Source organism: Streptomyces sp. 8N114 (assembly GCF_052245835.1).
Lineage (GTDB): Bacteria > Actinomycetota > Actinomycetes > Streptomycetales > Streptomycetaceae > Streptomyces.
Window position 1 is genome coordinate 836,273 of record NZ_JBQQBT010000001.1, and the last position, 15,872, is coordinate 852,144.

The 15,872-nt window shown below is 71.9% G+C and carries 12 protein-coding genes; 5 read left to right on the plus strand and 7 right to left on the minus strand.

What is annotated here, in order from left to right:
• Window positions 1–228 precede the first annotated feature (228 nt).
• Window positions 229–879 (plus strand): hypothetical protein, encoded by a 651-nt coding sequence (locus ACTWQF_RS03795; protein ID WP_443277010.1) that lies wholly within the window; start codon window positions 229–231, stop codon window positions 877–879.
• Between the two features lie 11 nt (window positions 880–890).
• On the opposite strand, the gene ACTWQF_RS03800 is transcribed toward ACTWQF_RS03795, so the two are convergent.
• Both ACTWQF_RS03800 and ACTWQF_RS03805 read right to left on the minus strand, forming a co-directional pair.
• A complete protein-coding gene (locus ACTWQF_RS03800) occupies window positions 891–1,799 on the minus strand; it encodes a class I SAM-dependent methyltransferase (protein WP_443277012.1) in 909 nt (302 codons plus the stop codon).
• Window positions 1,796–2,776, minus strand: a complete 981-nt coding sequence (locus ACTWQF_RS03805; RefSeq protein WP_443277555.1) for a LysR family transcriptional regulator — start codon at window positions 2,774–2,776, stop codon at window positions 1,796–1,798. Before ACTWQF_RS03805 ends, ACTWQF_RS03800 begins: the two co-directional genes overlap by 4 nt.
• A 154-nt stretch (window positions 2,777–2,930) precedes the next feature.
• On the opposite strand from ACTWQF_RS03805, the gene ACTWQF_RS03810 reads away from it, so the two are divergent.
• The 4 genes from ACTWQF_RS03810 (at window position 2,931) to ACTWQF_RS03825 (ending at window position 9,793) form a co-directional block, all read left to right on the plus strand.
• On the plus strand, window positions 2,931–4,250 hold the full coding sequence (locus ACTWQF_RS03810) for an MFS transporter (protein WP_443277014.1): 1,320 nt from the start codon (window positions 2,931–2,933) through the stop codon (window positions 4,248–4,250).
• Between the two features lie 164 nt (window positions 4,251–4,414).
• Window positions 4,415–7,705 carry a non-ribosomal peptide synthetase gene (locus ACTWQF_RS03815; RefSeq protein WP_443277016.1) on the plus strand — a complete coding sequence of 1,097 codons (3,291 nt, stop codon included), beginning with the start codon at window positions 4,415–4,417 and terminating at the stop codon, window positions 7,703–7,705.
• Window positions 7,641–8,771, plus strand: a complete 1,131-nt coding sequence (locus tag ACTWQF_RS03820; RefSeq protein ID WP_443277018.1) for a thioesterase domain-containing protein — start codon at window positions 7,641–7,643, stop codon at window positions 8,769–8,771. Before ACTWQF_RS03815 ends, ACTWQF_RS03820 begins: the two co-directional genes overlap by 65 nt.
• 542 nt (window positions 8,772–9,313) lie before the next feature.
• On the plus strand, window positions 9,314–9,793 hold the full coding sequence (locus ACTWQF_RS03825) for a hypothetical protein (RefSeq protein ID WP_443277020.1): 480 nt from the start codon (window positions 9,314–9,316) through the stop codon (window positions 9,791–9,793).
• 39 nt (window positions 9,794–9,832) lie between these two features.
• On the opposite strand, the gene ACTWQF_RS03830 is transcribed toward ACTWQF_RS03825, so the two are convergent.
• Genes ACTWQF_RS03830 through ACTWQF_RS03850 form a run of 5 tightly spaced genes read right to left on the minus strand, consistent with a single transcriptional unit; the run spans window position 9,833 to window position 15,782 of the window.
• Window positions 9,833–11,107, minus strand: coding sequence for a thymidine phosphorylase (locus ACTWQF_RS03830; RefSeq protein ID WP_443277022.1), 1,275 nt, complete (start codon window positions 11,105–11,107; stop codon window positions 9,833–9,835).
• Window positions 11,108–11,163: 56 nt separating this feature from the next.
• Entirely contained in the window at window positions 11,164–11,580 is a 417-nt protein-coding gene (locus ACTWQF_RS03835; RefSeq protein ID WP_443277024.1) for a cytidine deaminase, read from the minus strand.
• A 4-nt stretch (window positions 11,581–11,584) separates the two neighbouring features.
• Window positions 11,585–12,898 carry an ABC transporter permease gene (locus tag ACTWQF_RS03840; RefSeq protein WP_443277026.1) on the minus strand — a complete coding sequence of 438 codons (1,314 nt, stop codon included), beginning with the start codon at window positions 12,896–12,898 and terminating at the stop codon, window positions 11,585–11,587.
• Entirely contained in the window at window positions 12,895–14,067 is a 1,173-nt protein-coding gene (locus ACTWQF_RS03845) for an ABC transporter permease (RefSeq protein ID WP_443277028.1), read from the minus strand. The genes ACTWQF_RS03840 and ACTWQF_RS03845 overlap by 4 nt, the downstream gene beginning before the upstream one ends.
• Window positions 14,064–15,782, minus strand: coding sequence for an ABC transporter ATP-binding protein (locus tag ACTWQF_RS03850; protein WP_443277030.1), 1,719 nt, complete (start codon window positions 15,780–15,782; stop codon window positions 14,064–14,066). Before ACTWQF_RS03850 ends, ACTWQF_RS03845 begins: the two co-directional genes overlap by 4 nt.
• Window positions 15,783–15,872 lie beyond the last annotated feature (90 nt).

A 15,872-nucleotide genomic window follows, 5' to 3' on the forward strand; every position in this document is an offset into this window, starting at 1 on the left:
TACCCCCTGCTCGAAGAGCTTGGGGGAGCAGACTGCCCAAGCTTCGCAGGGGGACGCGCCCCGTCAGGGGCGCGGGGAACTGCGCGACAAGCCTGGGGTACCCCCTGCTCGAAGAGCTTGGGGGAGCACCCGCACACTGCGGGAGTCAGGCAGGGGCTGCCCCTACCCAGCGGCGGATGAGTACGCGCGCTCATGTCCGGGTGCCCGGCGCTGCTTAGCGTTCCGGGTATGACGGATACGAACGGGCGAACGAGCGGGGCGGCCGGGCGGATGTCCGGCTGCCAGGTGGGCTGCCTGGTCCTGCTTGGCGTCGGCACGCTGTTGCTCGTCGTCGGGATGCTGTTGCTGGCCGAGTTGGAGAAGGGCCTCGATGGCTACGGCCAGCTGGAGGAAGGCGCCGACGGCACCAGCGGCTCCGTCGCCGATCCGCTCGCGCCGGGCGCCACCGCGGAGTACGAGGACGGGCTGAGGGTGACCGTCGGCGAGGTGGAGCGGGTGGCGGGCGCCGCCGCGGGTACGTACCGCTTCACCGTCACCTACGAGAACGACTCGGACGGCGAGCTGCGGATCGGCGAGCGGGGCGCCGAGACGAACGCTTCCGAGTACGACGACGCCCCGCTCGTGGTGCGCGCGGGTGAGTCCCTCGACGACACCGGTGCCGAGGACGGCAGCACCAGCGACTGGCACAACAGGGAAGCCGCGGGGCGCACGCTGACGAAGCCGCTCGGCGAGGACGAGAGCGTCACCGTTCCGGTGCGGGTGACCGTCAGCCCCGGCAACGGCGACAAGACCTCGCTGACCGTCTCCGTCCTCCCGGAAGGCCAGGACGCCGGCATGTACCGCGACACCGCGTACTGGCAGATGACGCTACGAGGGTGAGGGCGGGCGGCTCAGGTCCGTACGGCCGTGTGCACCGTTGTCGCCGTCAGGTAGAAGACGTCGGGGCGGCGGAGGATGCCGTCGGGGGAGGCGTCGTCCAGGAGAGTGTCGAGGGTGGCGAGGTCCTCGGCGGAGAGGCTGTCGGCGAGGCCGTCGCGGAAGCGTTCGACGCGGGCGCGTACGTGGGCGCGGGCGACGGGGTCCAGCGGTGCGGACAGATCGGTGAGGAAGGTGCGGCTGCCGGTGGGCGCGAGTCCGGCCGCGACGAGCAGCGCGGGCCAGTCCTCCACGGTGCGGGTGTGGCCGGGGAGTTCGGTGCGCATCGCGGCGAACCAGTCCTCCTCGGCGACGTCCAGGCGCGCCTGCAGACCGGGCCGTCCGATGCCGATGTCGCGGGGCAGGAAGCGGGTGGGCAGGCCGCCCTCGCGCACCGCCAGTACCCCGCCAGGGCGCAGCGCTCCGGCGAAGGTCTCCAGTGCGGCGCGCTGGTCACCGAAGTGGTGGACGACGTTGCTGGTCCAGATGAGTTCGGCCGTACCCAGGTCGGGCAGGTCGGCGGGGAGTTCGGCCTCCCGGATGGTGATGCGGGAGGCCAGCCCCTCGCGTTCGGCGCGGGCGCGGGCCCGCTCCAGCAGCGCGGGCGTGCTGTCCACCGCGACCGTCTCGGCGCCGGGAAAGGCGTGGGCCAGCGCGGTCGTGGTGACGCCGGGGCCGCTGCCCAGATCGAGGACGCGGGTGACCTCGCGGTGACAGAGCAGATCGCGCAGCCAGGCGGCGGCCTCCTCCAGGAACGAGACCTTCAGTTCGGCATCACGTTCGAGGTTCGCGGCGAGCGCCTCCCAGTCGGGCTCCATGGCGGTGGACGAGTGGGCGTGACCGTGGCTGTGGTGGCTGTGGTGACCGTGCGCGTGCGGGGTCATCGAGACTCCTCGGGTGCGGTGTGGGCGGGCTGCTCGGGTGCGGGACGGGTGGGCTCGGGGGCCGGCTCGGCGCGCAGGAGCCGGCCCCTGCGGCTGAGCAGGAACTTCTTGAACGCGGCGACCGGCGGGGTGTCGGGGCGCCCGGCCGACCAGGCGAGCCCGATCTCGCGCACGGCGCGCGGCGCGGTGACCGTCAGCTCGCGTACGCCGGGCCGCGGGAAGACGGGCGGCGGCAGCAGCGCGACACCGAGACCAGCGGCGACCAGCCCGCGGATGGTCTCGGCCTCCTCGCCCTCGAAGGCGATCCGGGGGGTGAACCCGGCCTCGGCGCACAGCGTCTCGAGGATGCGCCGCATGCCGTAGCCGGGCTCCAGGGTGACGAAGGACTCCTCGGCCGCCTCGGCGAGCCGTACCCGCTTGCGCGCCGCCAGCCGATGGTCGTCCGGTACGACCAGCCGCAGCCGCTGTTCGTCAAGGCGCCGGGCGACCAGGTCCGGTGCCTCCGGGATGGGCGAGGTGAGGCACAGATCCAGCTCGCCGGCGCGGAGTCGGTCGAGCATGGCCTCACCGTAGTTCTGCACCAGGGCGAAGCGGACCCGCGGATGGTCGGCGCGGAAGGCACGCAGCAGCTCGGGGACCGTCTCCCAGCCGAGGGTGTGCAGAAAGCCGAAGGCGACCTTGCCGGTGGCGGGGTCGGCGTCGGACCGCACGGCCTCCGCCGCCTGTTCGACGGCGGCCAGCGCGCGGTCCGCGGAGGCGAGGAAGGTGCGGCCCGCCGGCGTGAGGGAGAGCGCACGGCCGTGCCGCGCGAAGAGGGCGACGCCGAGATCCTCCTCCAGCCGGGCGAGGGCGCGGCTGAGGGAGGACTGCGGGATGCCGAGCTCCTGCGCGGCCCGGGTGACGTGTTCGTGCCGCGCCACGGCGGCGAACTGCGCGAGGCGGGGGGTGAGGGAGAGTGCTGCCGAGGGTGCGGCGATGCCTGATGACGACGGGACGGAGGTGTCTTTCTTGTTGCGTGACGGTGACAAGAGGCTCCCTCGGACTGTGACTAGCTGCGGTGATGCGTGAGGGGATCGATTCTCGCACTTTCATGCATTGGACGGATGAAATACGGGGTCGTACGTTCGAGGCATGCCTGCTCTTGATACCGGGGCGTCCACCGCACCGGTGGACGCCTCAGCTGTCACTCGCACCTCCCCGACTCCCCGGAACTCCGACGCGGCGAAGCACTCCTGTGCGGCGAAGCACTCCGACGCCACGAAGCTGAGCCCCGGCGAACCCGGGCACGGGCGGATGCGGCTCGCGCTGTTCGCCGCCGGTCTGTCGACGTTCGCGCTGCTCTACTCCACCCAGGCGCTCCTCCCCGAGATCTCCCGCGCCCTGCACGCCGCTCCCGCACAGGCGAGCTGGACCGTCTCCGGGGCGACCATCGGGCTGGCCGTCGCCGTGCTGCCGCTGGCCGCGCTCTCCGAGCGTTTCGGGCGGCGCCGGATGCTGACCGTCTCCATGGCGGTCGCGGTGGCGCTCGCCCTCGTCATCCCGTTCGCGCCCAGCCTGCCGGTGCTGATCGCGCTGCGGACGCTCCAGGGCGCCGCCGTCGCCGGGGTGCCCGCCTCGGCGATGGCGTTCCTGTCGGACGAGGTGCGGGCCAGGCATCTGGTGGGCGCCGTCGGGCTGTTCGTCGCGGGCAACAGCGTCGGCGGGATGAGCGGGCGCATCCTCACCGGGTGGGTCACCGAGGCGTGGGGCTGGCGAGCAGGGCTCGGCGCCGTCGCCGTCACCTCGCTGCTGTGCGCGGTCGCCTTCCGGCTCCTGGTCCCCCCGGCCCGGCACTTCACCCCAGCCCCGCTGCACCCGCGCCGCGTCGCCGCGACCGTACGCGCGCACCTGGGCAACCCGCTGCTGCTGCGGCTGTACGCGATCGGGCTGCTGTTCATGACGGTGTTCGGCGCCGTCTACACCGTCATCGGCTACCGGCTGGTGGACGAGCCGTTCGGGCTCTCGCAGGGCCTGGTGGGCTCGATCTTCGTCATCTATCTGGTGGGTACGGCGGGGGCGGCCACGGCCGGCCGGCTCAACGCGCGGCTCGGCCGGCGCGGCACCCTGTACCTGGGCATCGGCACCGCCTCGGCGGGGCTGCTGATCAGTCTGGCCGACAGCATCGTGGCAGTGGTCGCGGGCCTGGTCCTGATCACCGCCGGGTTCTTCGCGGGACATGCGGTGGCCTCCGGTTCGGTGAGCCACACCGCCGCCCACGGAGCCGCGCAGGCATCGGCGCTCTACCAGATGAGCTACTACATCGGCAGCTCGCTCGGCGGCGCACTGGGCGCCCTCGCGTTCGCCGCGGGCGGCTGGGCCGCCACCGTGGCCCTGGCGCTCGGCGCCATGGTGCTCGCCGCCGGGATCACCCTGTACGCGACCCGCCGCGCGGTGGTGCTGGCGCGCGCCTGAGAGTGCGCCCCGCGCGTCCGAGCGCGTGCGCCGTGCAGCTCGAAGGGCCCCGCCCGGAAGGCGTCCTCCAGACCCGGAGGGCGCCTTTCGCTCTGAAGGTGCCCTCTCCCCTGCCCTTCTCGTTGTGCTCCCAGACGTGAGGCTGCGATCGGGAGTTGGTACGGATGGCCAGGTTCGACATCGGTGAGGGTCTGCCGTTGACGGCGGCGCAGTCGGGGATGTGGTTCACGCAGCAGCTTGCCCCGGACAGCGCCTGCCTGCGGCCCGCCGAGGTGATCGAGATTCACGGCGCTGTCGAAGTGGAGCTGCTGGAGCGGGCGCTCAGGCGGGCCGTGTTCGAGACAGAGGCGCTCCGCGTACGGTTCGTCCCCGGCGGGCCGGACGGCGACGAGGGCGTACAGCAGATCATCGAGCCGTGCGCGGACTGGCCGTTGCCACTGATCGACCTGCGGCACGAGGCCGACCCGGACGCGGCGGCGCAGGAGTGGATGTGGGCCGATCTGAAGGCCCCGATGGACATGCACCGTGCCGGGCTGTTCTCGTTCGCCGTGCTGCGTCCGGCGAACGAGCGCTTCCTGTTCTACATGTGCAGCCACCACATCCTCATGGACGGCTACGCCACCAGCCTGTTCGTCCCGCGGATCGCCGAGATCTACACCGCGCTGGAGAGCGGCGAGCCCGTGCCGCCGTCCCGGCTGGCGCCGCTGCGGCAGGCGCTGGAGGACGAGGCCGCCTACGCACGCTCCGAGCGCAAGGAGCGCGACCGTGCCTACTGGGCCGAGGAGTTGGCCCAGTGCGCCGTCTCGGCGCCCGCCACCTCGGGCCGGCTGCCGAAACCGGCACCGGCCTTCGTACGGGAGACCAGCCATCTGGACGCCGGAACCGCCGACGAGCTGCGGGGACTGGCCCGTACCGCCCGCACCGGAATCGCGACCGTGGCCATGGCGGCGCTGACACTGTACGTACACCGGCTCGCCGACGACGCGCGGGACGACGCGGTCGTGGACGTCACCGTCGCGGCGCGCGGCCCGGCGACCCGCGACGTACCGTGCATGGTCGCCAACGTGCTGCCGCTGCGCGTCCCGCAGCCGTCGTCCGGCACGGTGGGCGAACTGCTGCGCAAGACCGCCGTACAGGCCAAGGCCCTGCTGCGGCACCAGCGCTACTCGTACGTCAATCTGGTGCGCGGCCCGCACGCGCGGCGGCCGGCCGCAGGGCGGATGGAGGACTGGGGCATCAACGTGATGCTCCACGACCCGCAGATCAGCTTCGGCCGGCACCCCGCCACGCTGCACAACCTGTCCAACGGCCCGGTGACCGGTATGGCCGTCAACGTCTACGACCGCCCTTCCGACGGCTCCCTGCGCATCGACTTCCAGGCCGATCCCGACGTCTACCCGGCCGAGCGGATCGCCGCACACCACCGCCGCTTCCTCGCCCTGCTGCGTACCCTCGCCGCCGCCACGGAGGCGACCCCGCTGGAGGACGTGCAGCTGGTGACGGCGGACGAGCGGGAGCGCGTGCTGGCCTGGGGGCGCGGGCCCGAACGCGGCTTCCCCTTCGTGCCGTTGCACGCCGCCTTCGAGGAGCGGGTACGGGAGGAGCCCGGGGCGAGCGCGCTGGTGTGCGGCGCTGTCGCCGGCGCGGTCACCGACGCGGGGGCTCCGTCCCGGGGTGGCGCCGGGCTGTCCCGGGGTGAGGTCAACGCGCGGGCCAACCGGCTCGCGCACCTGCTGCTGGGCCGGGGCGCGGGCCCCGGCAGCACCGTGGCGCTCGCCCTTCCCCGCACGGCCGACTACGCCGTCGCGCTGCTGGCCGTTCTCAAGACGGGTTCCGCCTGTCTGACGCTGGACGCCGACCACCCGGCCGAACGCACCCGGCAGATGCTCGCGGATGCCGCGCCGGTGTGCGTGCTGACAGCCGGAACCGGTGAGTCGGCCGCCACTGTGCCGTCGGAGGGGGCACCGCTGCTGGTCGTCGACGCGGCGGCGACGGTACGGGAGTTGGCGCAGCAGTCGGCGGCCGACCCGGACGACGGCGACCGGCCGCGGCCGCTGCGCCCGCACGACGTGGCCTACCTCGCCTTCACCTCCGGCACCACCGGGCGTCCCAAGGGCGTCGCGGTCGAGCACCGGCAGCTGGCCAACCTGTTCCACGACCACCTCACAGCGCTCATCTCGCCCGCAGCCGAGGCCGCGGGGCGCCGGCTGCGGGCGGCCCAGACCGCCTCGTTCTGCTTCGACGCCTCCTGGGAGGCGTGGCTGTGTCTGGCCGCCGGGCACGAACTCCACCTGATCGAGGACGGGGTACGCCACGACCCGGCCGCGCTGGTCACCCGTGTCGAGGAGCAGCGCCTCGACGTGCTCGCCCTCACCCCCACCCATATGCGGGCCCTGCTGGCAGCCGGTCTCTTCGACCCCGCGCGGCACCACCACCCGAGCACACTGCTGGTCGGCGGGGAGGCGGTGGACCCCGTCCTGTGGCAGCGGCTGCGCTCCCTCCCCGGCGTCGCCGTGCACAACTGCTACGGCCCCGCCGAGTGCGCGGTGGACGCCGTCTGGTGCCGGCTGGACGCCGAGGGCCCCCAGCCGGTCATCGGCCGGCCCGGCCACAATCTGCGGGCCTACGTCCTGGACCGGCACGGCCAGCTGGTGCCCCCAGGTGTCCCGGGCGAGCTCCATCTGGGCGGTGCCCAGGTGGCCCGCGGCTACCTGGGCGCGCCCGAGCTGACGGAGGAGAAGTTCCTCCCGGATCCGTTCGCACCGGCCGGGCCCTCGGGCCCCGACGGGGCAGCACCCCGTATGTACCGCACCGGGGATCTGGTGCGGTGGACGGACGACGGCGTACTGGAGTACCTCGGCCGCACCGACACCCAGTTGAAGGTGCACGGCGTACGGATCGAACCGCAGGAGGTCGAGACCGTACTGGCCCGGCATCCGTACGTGGCGCAGGTCGCCGTCGCGGCACAGCGGGCCGGGGACGACCCGGCGAACGGGCCGGTGCATCTGGCGGCGCATGTGGTGCCGGCGCCGCGCGGGTCCGGGGGGTTGGCGGGGTCCGCGGGAGCCGGGGGGTCTGCGGGATCCGGGGCTTCCGGAGGGTCCGCAGGGTCCGTGGGGGCCGCGGGATCCGGGGCTACCGCGGAGTCCGGAGGGTCCGCGGGGGCCGCGGGGGCCGCGGGGGCCGCGGGGGCCGCGGGAGCCGGAGCTTCCGCGGAGTCCGGCGCGTCCGCGGAGTCCGGCGCGTCCGCGGAGTCCGGCGCGTCCGCGGAGTCCGGGAGGTCCGCGGAGTCCGGGGGGTCCGCGCGTTCGGGGCCGTCCGGGGAAGGCCGCCCGCCCGGCGTCCGGGGAAGGCCGTCCCTCCCCCACGGCCCTGCTGGACCCGGCCGAGTTGCGCTCGTGGGCCGCCTCCCGGCTGCCCTCCGCCATGGTGCCCGCCGCCTTCTACGCCCATGAGGCGCTGCCCATGACACCGCAGGGCAAGCTGGACCGCGCGGCGCTCCTTGCCACCGCCGTTCCGGCCCAGGCCACCGGTACGGACCGCGACCGGCGACCCCGTACGGCGGCCAGCGGCCGGGAGCGCACGCTGTGTGCGCTGTTCGCCGAGGTGCTCGATGTGGCCGAGGTGGGGCTCGACGACGACTTCTTCGCGCTGGGCGGCCATTCGCTGGCCGCCACCCGCCTGCTGGCCCGCATCCACGCCGAACTGGGCACGGAACTCTCCCTCGGCGCGCTCTACCAGGCCCCCACCGTCGCCCAGTTGGCGAAGCTGCTGCAGGTGACGGCTGAGCCGCCGGCCCCGGCCGACAACGCCTACGACATGCTGCTGCCGCTGCGTACGGCGGGTGAGGCGGCGCCGCTGTTCTGCGTCCACCCGGCGGGCGGGCTGGGCTGGTGCTACGCCACCCTCCCGCCGCACCTGCCGCCGTCCGTCCCGGTCTACGCCCTCCAGGCACAGGGCCTGCGCCCGGCGGACCAACTCGCCGGAACCTTCGCCGACCTGATCGCGGAGTACGTCGCCCGCGTCCGCTCCGTACAGCCGCACGGTCCCTACCGGCTGCTCGGCTGGTCGCTGGGCGGGGCGCTGGCGCACGCCGTCGCCGCCCGTCTCCAGGAGGAGGGCGAAGACGTCAGCCTCCTGGCGCTGCTGGACTCGGTGCCCCTCGACCGCACGCCGCGGCTCGACCCCGACGCCGACCCGTCCGTCGTCCGCCGCCTGGTCACCGAGGCCGTCGGCCACGATCTGGTCGACGACGCCCAACTGACCGCCGTCACCCGCATGCTGGCCCACTACGCAGCGCTGCGCCCGACCTGGGCCCCGGCCGTCCACCGGGGCGACGCCCACTACTTCCGCGCCACCGAAACCGCCCCGGCCCACGCCCCCCACCCCGCCGCCTGGCACCCCCACCTCACCGGCCACCTCACCCTCCACGACATCCCCTGCACCCACGCCGCCATGGGCCACCCGGACGCGATGGCAAGCATCGGCCGCCTGCTGAGCCCACTGCTGGAGGCGCGATAGGGCTTGCCCGGCGGATCTTGGACCGTCCCTCCCGTGTGCTGGCCAGGGGGTGCCCCTGCCCGACGCCCGCAGGCTGCGGGCTCGTTGTGGCTGGTCGCGCAGTTCCCCGCGCCCCTGACAGGGCACGTCCCCCTGCTGTGCTTGGGCAGTCTGCTCCCCCAAGCTCTTCGAGCAGGGGGTACCCCCAGGCGCAGGGTGGGCACGCGCAGCCCTCCCATGCCGGGTAGGCAAGATCGCCGGACACGCCCCTGGCGGCGGCAGCCGCTCGGCAGAACCGCCCCGGCAGTGGGCCTCAACTACAACTGCTTCCGCTACTACGGCCCCGAACCGGCCAGTTGGTCAGCCCCGAACCTTTCGGGGTGAAGGGGTAGAAAGAAGAAAGGCCACGGGAGAGCTGAAAGTTGAGCCGAAAGGACAGCGACGTCGATCGATCGGGCACGGAAGCCCGACGGTGAGATCGTCCAGCCCACCCATGTGCCGTTCGTCCCGAATCCGGAAGGAACTTACAAATCAGCCTTCCTCATCGCGAAATGAGCAACTCCATGAATCTCTCCATGTCGATCACTCCACCGTCGAACCAGTCTCCGCTCACCCCTGATTTCGACCTGTCGACAGATTACGAATCCCTGGTCATGGACAGCTGTGAGCTCCTGTCGCAAACCAACTGCAAGTTCGAGATCTCGGGATTCGGTCAGGATTCCTGGCCGGTCGATGTCTCCTACGACCTCTCTTCGGTCATCGAGCAACTACCGGCAGCCCTGACTGCGTTACAAAAAGACGTAGAGGCCGTGATCGATCTCTACGGCCAGGGGATCGAACGAGCTCTCACTTTCACTCCCGGAGGAGAAACCGTGACAATCCGGTGCTCCTCGCGCTCTCGGTGGCAGCCGGACCCGAGCGAAGAGCAAGCGGTGCGCCAAGACGTGCATCGCCTGTTTACCAACCTGGCCAGAGAATTCAAGGCCGCCTTGGAATCCGCCTGCCCCATCGTCGCGGAGACCCCACCTTTCGCAGACTGGTAACGATCCGCGAACCGCCCACCCGTGCCTACCTGCTTGGCCTTATCCGATGCGGTCCAGGATCAGTGGGGTTGTCTCGAACGGGCCCGATGCGCTGATGTCGATGGCCCCCTCCAACGCCGCCTCCGCGTAAGCGAATGCCTCCGGGGTGTCCGTGTGCAGCGTCAGCAGGGGGGAGCCCGCCGTGACTTGGTCGCCGGGGCGGGCGTGCAACTCCACGCCGGCGCCCGCCTGGACGGAGTCCTCCTTGCGGGCGCGGCCGGCGCCGAGGCGCCAGGCGGAGAGGCCGATGGCGTAGGCGTCGAGGCGGGTCAGAACGCCGGACATCGGCGCCGTCACCACATGGCGCTCCCTCGCCGTGGGGAGGGCCGCGTCAGCGTCACCACCTTGGGCGGTGACCATTCGGCGCCATACGTCCATGGCGGAGCCGTCGGCGAGGGCCTTGGCTGGGTCGGCGTCGACCAGCCCCGCGGCGTCGAGCATCTCGCGGGCCAGGGCGAGGGTGAGTTCCACGACGTCCGCGGGGCCGCCGCCGGCCAGGACCTCGACCGATTCGCGGACTTCGAGGGCGTTGCCCGCTGTCAGGCCGAGAGGAGTGTTCATGTCGGTCAGCAGGGCGACGGTGCGTACGCCGTGGTCCTGGCCCAGTTCGACCATGGTGGCGGCCAGTTCGCGGGCGTCGTCGACGTTCTTCATGAACGCGCCGGAGCCCGCCTTGACGTCCAGGACAAGGGCGCCGGTCCCCTCCGCGATCTTCTTGGACATGATGGACGAGGCGATCAGGGGGAGGGACTCCACCGTGCCCGTCACATCACGCAGGGCGTACAACCGCTTGTCGGCGGGGGCCAGTCCGTCGCCCGCAGCGCAGATGACGGAGCCGGCGTCCTGGAGGACATTCATCATCTCGGCGTTGGTCAGCGAGGCCCGCCAGCCGGGGATGGACTCCAGCTTGTCGAGGGTGCCGCCGGTGTGGCCGAGGCCGCGGCCGGAGAGCTGGGGGACGGCCGCACCGCAGGCGGCCACCAAGGGGGCGAGGGGCAGGGTGATCTTGTCGCCGACGCCGCCCGTCGAGTGCTTGTCCGCGGTGGGGCGGTCCAGCGCGCCGAAGTCCATCCGCTCGCCGGAGGCGATCATCGCGGCGGTCCAGCGGGAGATCTCGGCGCGGGTCATGCCGTTGAGGTAGACGGCCATGGCGAGGGCCGACATCTGTTCGTCGGCCACCACTCCGCGCGTATAGGCGTCGATGACCCAGTCGATCTGCTCGCCGGTCAGCTCCTGGCGGTCGCGCTTCGCGCGGATGACGGAGATGGCGTCCATGCCTTGGTACCTCTTTCTTTCCGACAGCCCGGATCCGACAGCCCGGAGACGCCCGCTCAGCGGGCCAGTTGCTCCGGGCCGAACGCTTCGGCGAGCAGTTCCGAGAGGGGGCGTACCCCCGAAGGTGCCTCCACCAGGAGGGTGCCGCCGCCGTGCTCCCACAGCAGCTGGCGGCAGCGGCCGCAGGGGGCGACGACCCGGCCGTCGTCGCCGCCCACACAGGTGAAGGCGACGAGACGGCCGCCTCCGGTGGCGAACAGCTCGGAGACCAGGCCGCACTCGGCGCACAGGCCGACTCCGTAGGAGGCGTTCTCCACGTTGCAGCCGGTCACGGTGCGCCCGTCGTCCACCAGCGCCGCGGCGCCGACGCGGAAGCCGGAGTAGGGCGCGTACGCCCGGTTCATGGCCGCTCGGGCGCGTTCTCGCAGGGTTTCCCAGTCGATGCCAGCGGCATCGGCATCGGCATCGTGCACGGCTTTACGTTCCCTCGCCTCGGCGGTACGACTTGCCGATCGCGCGTGGCGCACGCAGTCGCTGGGCCGCGAGGGAGAGCACCAGCAGCGTCGTGACGTACGGGGTCATCTCGACGAACTCCAGTGCCACGGTGTCGGTCAGCGCGTACCACAGCACGAGCAGCACGGCGATAACGAGGCTGACGGCGGCCTGGATACGGGCGCCGCGCAGGCCCGAGCGCAGCTTCCAGACGGCGAGTCCCACCAGGAGGACGGCCATCAGCAGCAGCATGGCGTGCACCGTGGTGCCGCCGCCGACGACGCGCAGCGCGTCCATGAAGCCGAACAGTCCGGCTCCCATGGCCACGCCGCCGGGGCGCCAGTTGCCGAAGATCATGGTGGCGAGGCCGATGTAACCGCGGCCGCCGGTCTGGTTCTCCTGGTAGATGTGCACGCCGACGGCGAGGAACGCGCCGCCGAGCCCGGCCAGCGCGCCGGAGATGGCCAGCGCCGCGTACTTGTAGGTGTAGACGTTCACACCCAGCGACTCGGCGGCCACCGGGTTCTCACCGCAGGAGCGCAGCCGCAGTCCGAAGGAGGAGCGCCACAGGACGTAGAAGCTGCCGACGAACAGCAGCGCGGTCAGCACCGTCACCCAGGAGACGTCGTCGACCAGGGCGCGCAGAATGCCGGCCAGGTCGGAGACGAGGAACCAGTGGTGCTTCTCGATGCTGCCCAACCCGTCGGCCAGCCCGGGGACGGTGAAGTCGGGCATGCTGTCCATCGGCGGGGACTGCTTGTCGTTGCCGCCCGCCTGGGCGGCCTCGCTGCCAGGGGCGCCGAACCACAGCTTGGCCAGATAGCGGACGAGGCCGAGCGCGAGGATGTTGAGGGCGACACCGGAGACGATGTGGTCGACGCCGAAGGTGACGGTGGCCAGCGCGTGCAGCATCCCGCCCAGCGCGCCTCCGACGACCCCGGCGAGGAGGGCGGCCCACGGCCCGTGCTGCCAGCCGATCCAGCCGGCGGCGAAGGTGCCGAGCATCATCATGCCTTCGAGGCCGATGTTGATGACGCCGGCGCGTTCGGCCCACAGCCCGCCGAGCCCGGCCAGTCCGATAGGCACGGCGGCGCTCAGCGCCGAGGAGAACTGGTCGCTGTTGCTGAGCTGCTCGTCGCCGGTGACGACCCGGATCAGGGAGAGCAGCAGCAGTCCGCCCGCGATGAGCAGCAGGACGAGCGGGTAGGAGAGCTTGCGCTTGCCGCTCGGGGCCGCCGGCCCCGCGGACGCGCTCTTCGGTGCGGAGGACGTGGACGAGGAGGACGTGGTGGTGCTCATGCGGTGGTCCCCGCCTTCTTAGCCTGGGTGCTCTCTGCGCTCTCGGTGTCTGCTGCACTCTCGGCGCCTGCCGCGCCATGAGCGCTGCGGGCACTCAGCTCGGCGCCGACCGCGCTCTGCTGCCTGCGCAGCACGACGCGGCGGACGATCTCGTACGCGATGACCACGCACAGCACGATGATCCCCTGCATGACGCCGACGATCTCCTGGGCGTATCCCTCGAACTCCAGCTGGAGGCCGGTGCGTTCGAGGAAGCCCCACAGCAGCGCGGCCAGTGCCATGCCGATGGGGTGGTTGCGGCCCAGCAGGGCGATGGCGATGCCGGTGAAGCCGACGCCGGTGGGGAAGTCGGTGCCGTAGCTGAAGGACTTGTTCAGCAGCGTCGGGATGCCGACCAGGCCCGCGACGGCGCCGGAGAGCACCATGCTGGTGACGACCATCCGGCGGACGCTGACGCCGCTGGCGGAGGCCGCCGACTCGCTGCGTCCCACCGCGCGCAGGTCGAAGCCGAAACGGGTGCGGCCCAGCACGAACCAGTAGGCCAGTCCGATGACGACGGCGATGATCACGGTGCCGTAGATCGGGTCGGGCGTGGTCGGGATGAGGAAGAAGTGGCTGGATTCGGGGATGTCCGGCGTATGGAAGAGGTTGCCGTCCTTGACCGCCAGCTTGTCCTCGGCGAGGAAGTAGCCGATCAGCGAACCCGCGATGGAGTTCAGCATGATCGTGGTGATGACCTCGCTGACCCCGCGGGTCGTCTTGAGCACGCCTGCGATGCCGGCCCACAGCGCCCCGACGGCCATCGCGACGAGGATGATCAGCGGGATCTGGAGCGCGCCGGGCAGCGCGAGCGCCCCGCCGACGACCGCCGCGAAGAACGCGGCCACCCGGTACTGCCCGTCCACCCCGATGTTGAAGAGGTTCATCCGGAAGCCGATGGCCACGGCCGCCGCCGAGAGGTAGTACGGGATCGCCTTGTTGATGATCCAGACCTGGCTGTCGCTCTTCGAGCCGAAGTCGATCATGACGAAGAAGGCGTGGAACGGGTCCTTGCCGGTCGCCGCGATGACGGCGGAGGAGAGCACGAACGCCGCGAGGAGGGCGAGCGCCGGCGCGGCCAGTGCCTGCAGCACGGCCTGGGCGCTGAACTTGTCCTTGAGACGGCTCACTTGTCGCCTCCCCTCTCGGAGTTGGTGCTCTCGGAGTCCTGCGGATCGTCCGCGTTGTCCGGCTCTGCGTCACCCGGCTCCGCGTCGTCCGGCTCCGCGTCGTCCTTCCGGTGCTCCAAGTGGCCGGTGGCCGCGCCGGTCATCGCCGAACCCAGCTCCTCCGGGGTGACGGTCGCCGGGTCGGCGTCCGCCACCAGCCGGCCCCGGTACATCACCCGCAGGGTGTCCGAGAGGCCGATCAGTTCGTCCAGGTCGGCGGAGATCAGCAGCACGGCCAGGCCCTCGCGGCGGGCCGTGCGTATCTGGTCCCAGATCTGCGCCTGCGCGCCGACGTCCACGCCCCGGGTGGGGTGCGCGGCGATCAGCAGCTTGGGTTCGTGGCTCATCTCGCGGCCGACGATGAACTTTTGCTGGTTGCCGCCGGAGAGGCTGGCGGCGGTCACCTCGATGCCGGGGGTGCGTACGTCGTACTCGGCGACGATCCGCTCCGCGTCGGCCCGCGCCTCCTTGAGGGCCAGCACGTGGGGCGCGCCGGGGATACCGAGCGCCGGGCCCTTGGCGTTGGGCTTCTCGGTGACGTGCCCCAGGATGCGGTTCTCCCACAGCGGGGCCTCCAGCAGCAGCCCGTGCCGGTGGCGGTCCTCGGGGATGTAGCCGATGCCGCTCTCGCGCCGGACGCGGGTGGAGGCGTGCGAGATGTCCTGGCCGTCGAGGGTGACGGTCCCGTCGTCCGGGTCGCTCATGCCCATGACGGCCTCGACCAGTTCGGCCTGCCCGTTGCCCTCCACACCGGCGACGCCGAGCACTTCGCCCTTGTGGATGGTGAGGGAGATCCCGTCCAGCACGGTGCGCCGGCCGCCGTCGGAGTCGGTCGCCGACAGGTGCAGGCCCTCCACGCACAGCATCGGCTCGTCGGTGACCGTCGACTCGCGGGTCTCGGCCGACGGCAGCTCGCTGCCCACCATCAGCTCCGCGAGCTGCTTGGGTGTCGTCTCCTCGGGCCGTACGGACGCCACCGTCGTACCGCGCCGGATGACGGTGATCGCGTCGGCGACGGACAGCACCTCGCCCAGCTTGTGCGAGATGAACAGCACCGTCAGGCCCTCGGCCTTGAGTTCGCGCAGGTTGGCGAAGAGCGCGTCGACCTCCTGCGGGACCAGTACGGCAGTCGGCTCGTCGAGGATGAGGATGCGGGCGCCGCGGTAGAGGGCCTTGAGGATCTCCACGCGCTGCCGGTCGGCCACGCCGAGCTCCTCGACGAGGACGTCGGGGCGTATACCGAGCTGGTAGGCGTCCGACAGCTCCCTGACCTTCTTGCGGGCACGGGAGCCGATGCCGTGCAGCTTCTCCGCGCCCAGAACGGTGTTCTCCAGCACGGTGAGGTTGTCGGCCAGCATGAAGTGCTGGTGCACCATGCCGATGCCGCGGGCGATGGCGTCCGCCGGGCTGTGCAGGCTGACGTACTCGCCGTCGACGCTGATGGTGCCCTCGTCCGGCCGCTGCATGCCGTAGAGGATCTTCATCAGGGTGGACTTGCCCGCGCCGTTCTCGCCCACGAGGGCGTGCACGGTGCCGCGGTCGACCCGGATGTCGATATCGCGGTTGGCGACGACGCCGGGGAACCTTTTGGTGATGCCGCGCAGTTCGACGGCCGCCGCGGACCCCTGGCCCGCCCCGGACGGCGCGCCGCTGCTGCCGCTGGACTCGCTGGACACTTGACTGACGCGCTCCCTTGCTGGCGCTGGGGCCACACCGGCTTACCTGCGGGGGGACTGACGGGGACTAGGGGGGACTACGGGGACTAA

Bases quoted from the DNA above. Each gene is read 5' to 3' on its own strand.
- ACTWQF_RS03795 (WP_443277010.1), top strand. From the start codon at position 229: ATGACGGATACGAACGGGCGAACGAGCGGGGCGGCCGGGCGGATGTCC.
- ACTWQF_RS03800 (WP_443277012.1), bottom strand. From the start codon at position 1,799: ATGACCCCGCACGCGCACGGTCACCACAGCCACCACAGCCACGGTCAC.
- ACTWQF_RS03810 (WP_443277014.1), top strand. From the start codon at position 2,931: ATGCCTGCTCTTGATACCGGGGCGTCCACCGCACCGGTGGACGCCTCA.
- ACTWQF_RS03815 (WP_443277016.1), top strand. From the start codon at position 4,415: ATGGCCAGGTTCGACATCGGTGAGGGTCTGCCGTTGACGGCGGCGCAG.
- ACTWQF_RS03825 (WP_443277020.1), top strand. From the start codon at position 9,314: ATGAATCTCTCCATGTCGATCACTCCACCGTCGAACCAGTCTCCGCTC.
- ACTWQF_RS03830 (WP_443277022.1), bottom strand. From the start codon at position 11,107: ATGGACGCCATCTCCGTCATCCGCGCGAAGCGCGACCGCCAGGAGCTG.
- ACTWQF_RS03840 (WP_443277026.1), bottom strand. From the start codon at position 12,898: ATGAGCACCACCACGTCCTCCTCGTCCACGTCCTCCGCACCGAAGAGC.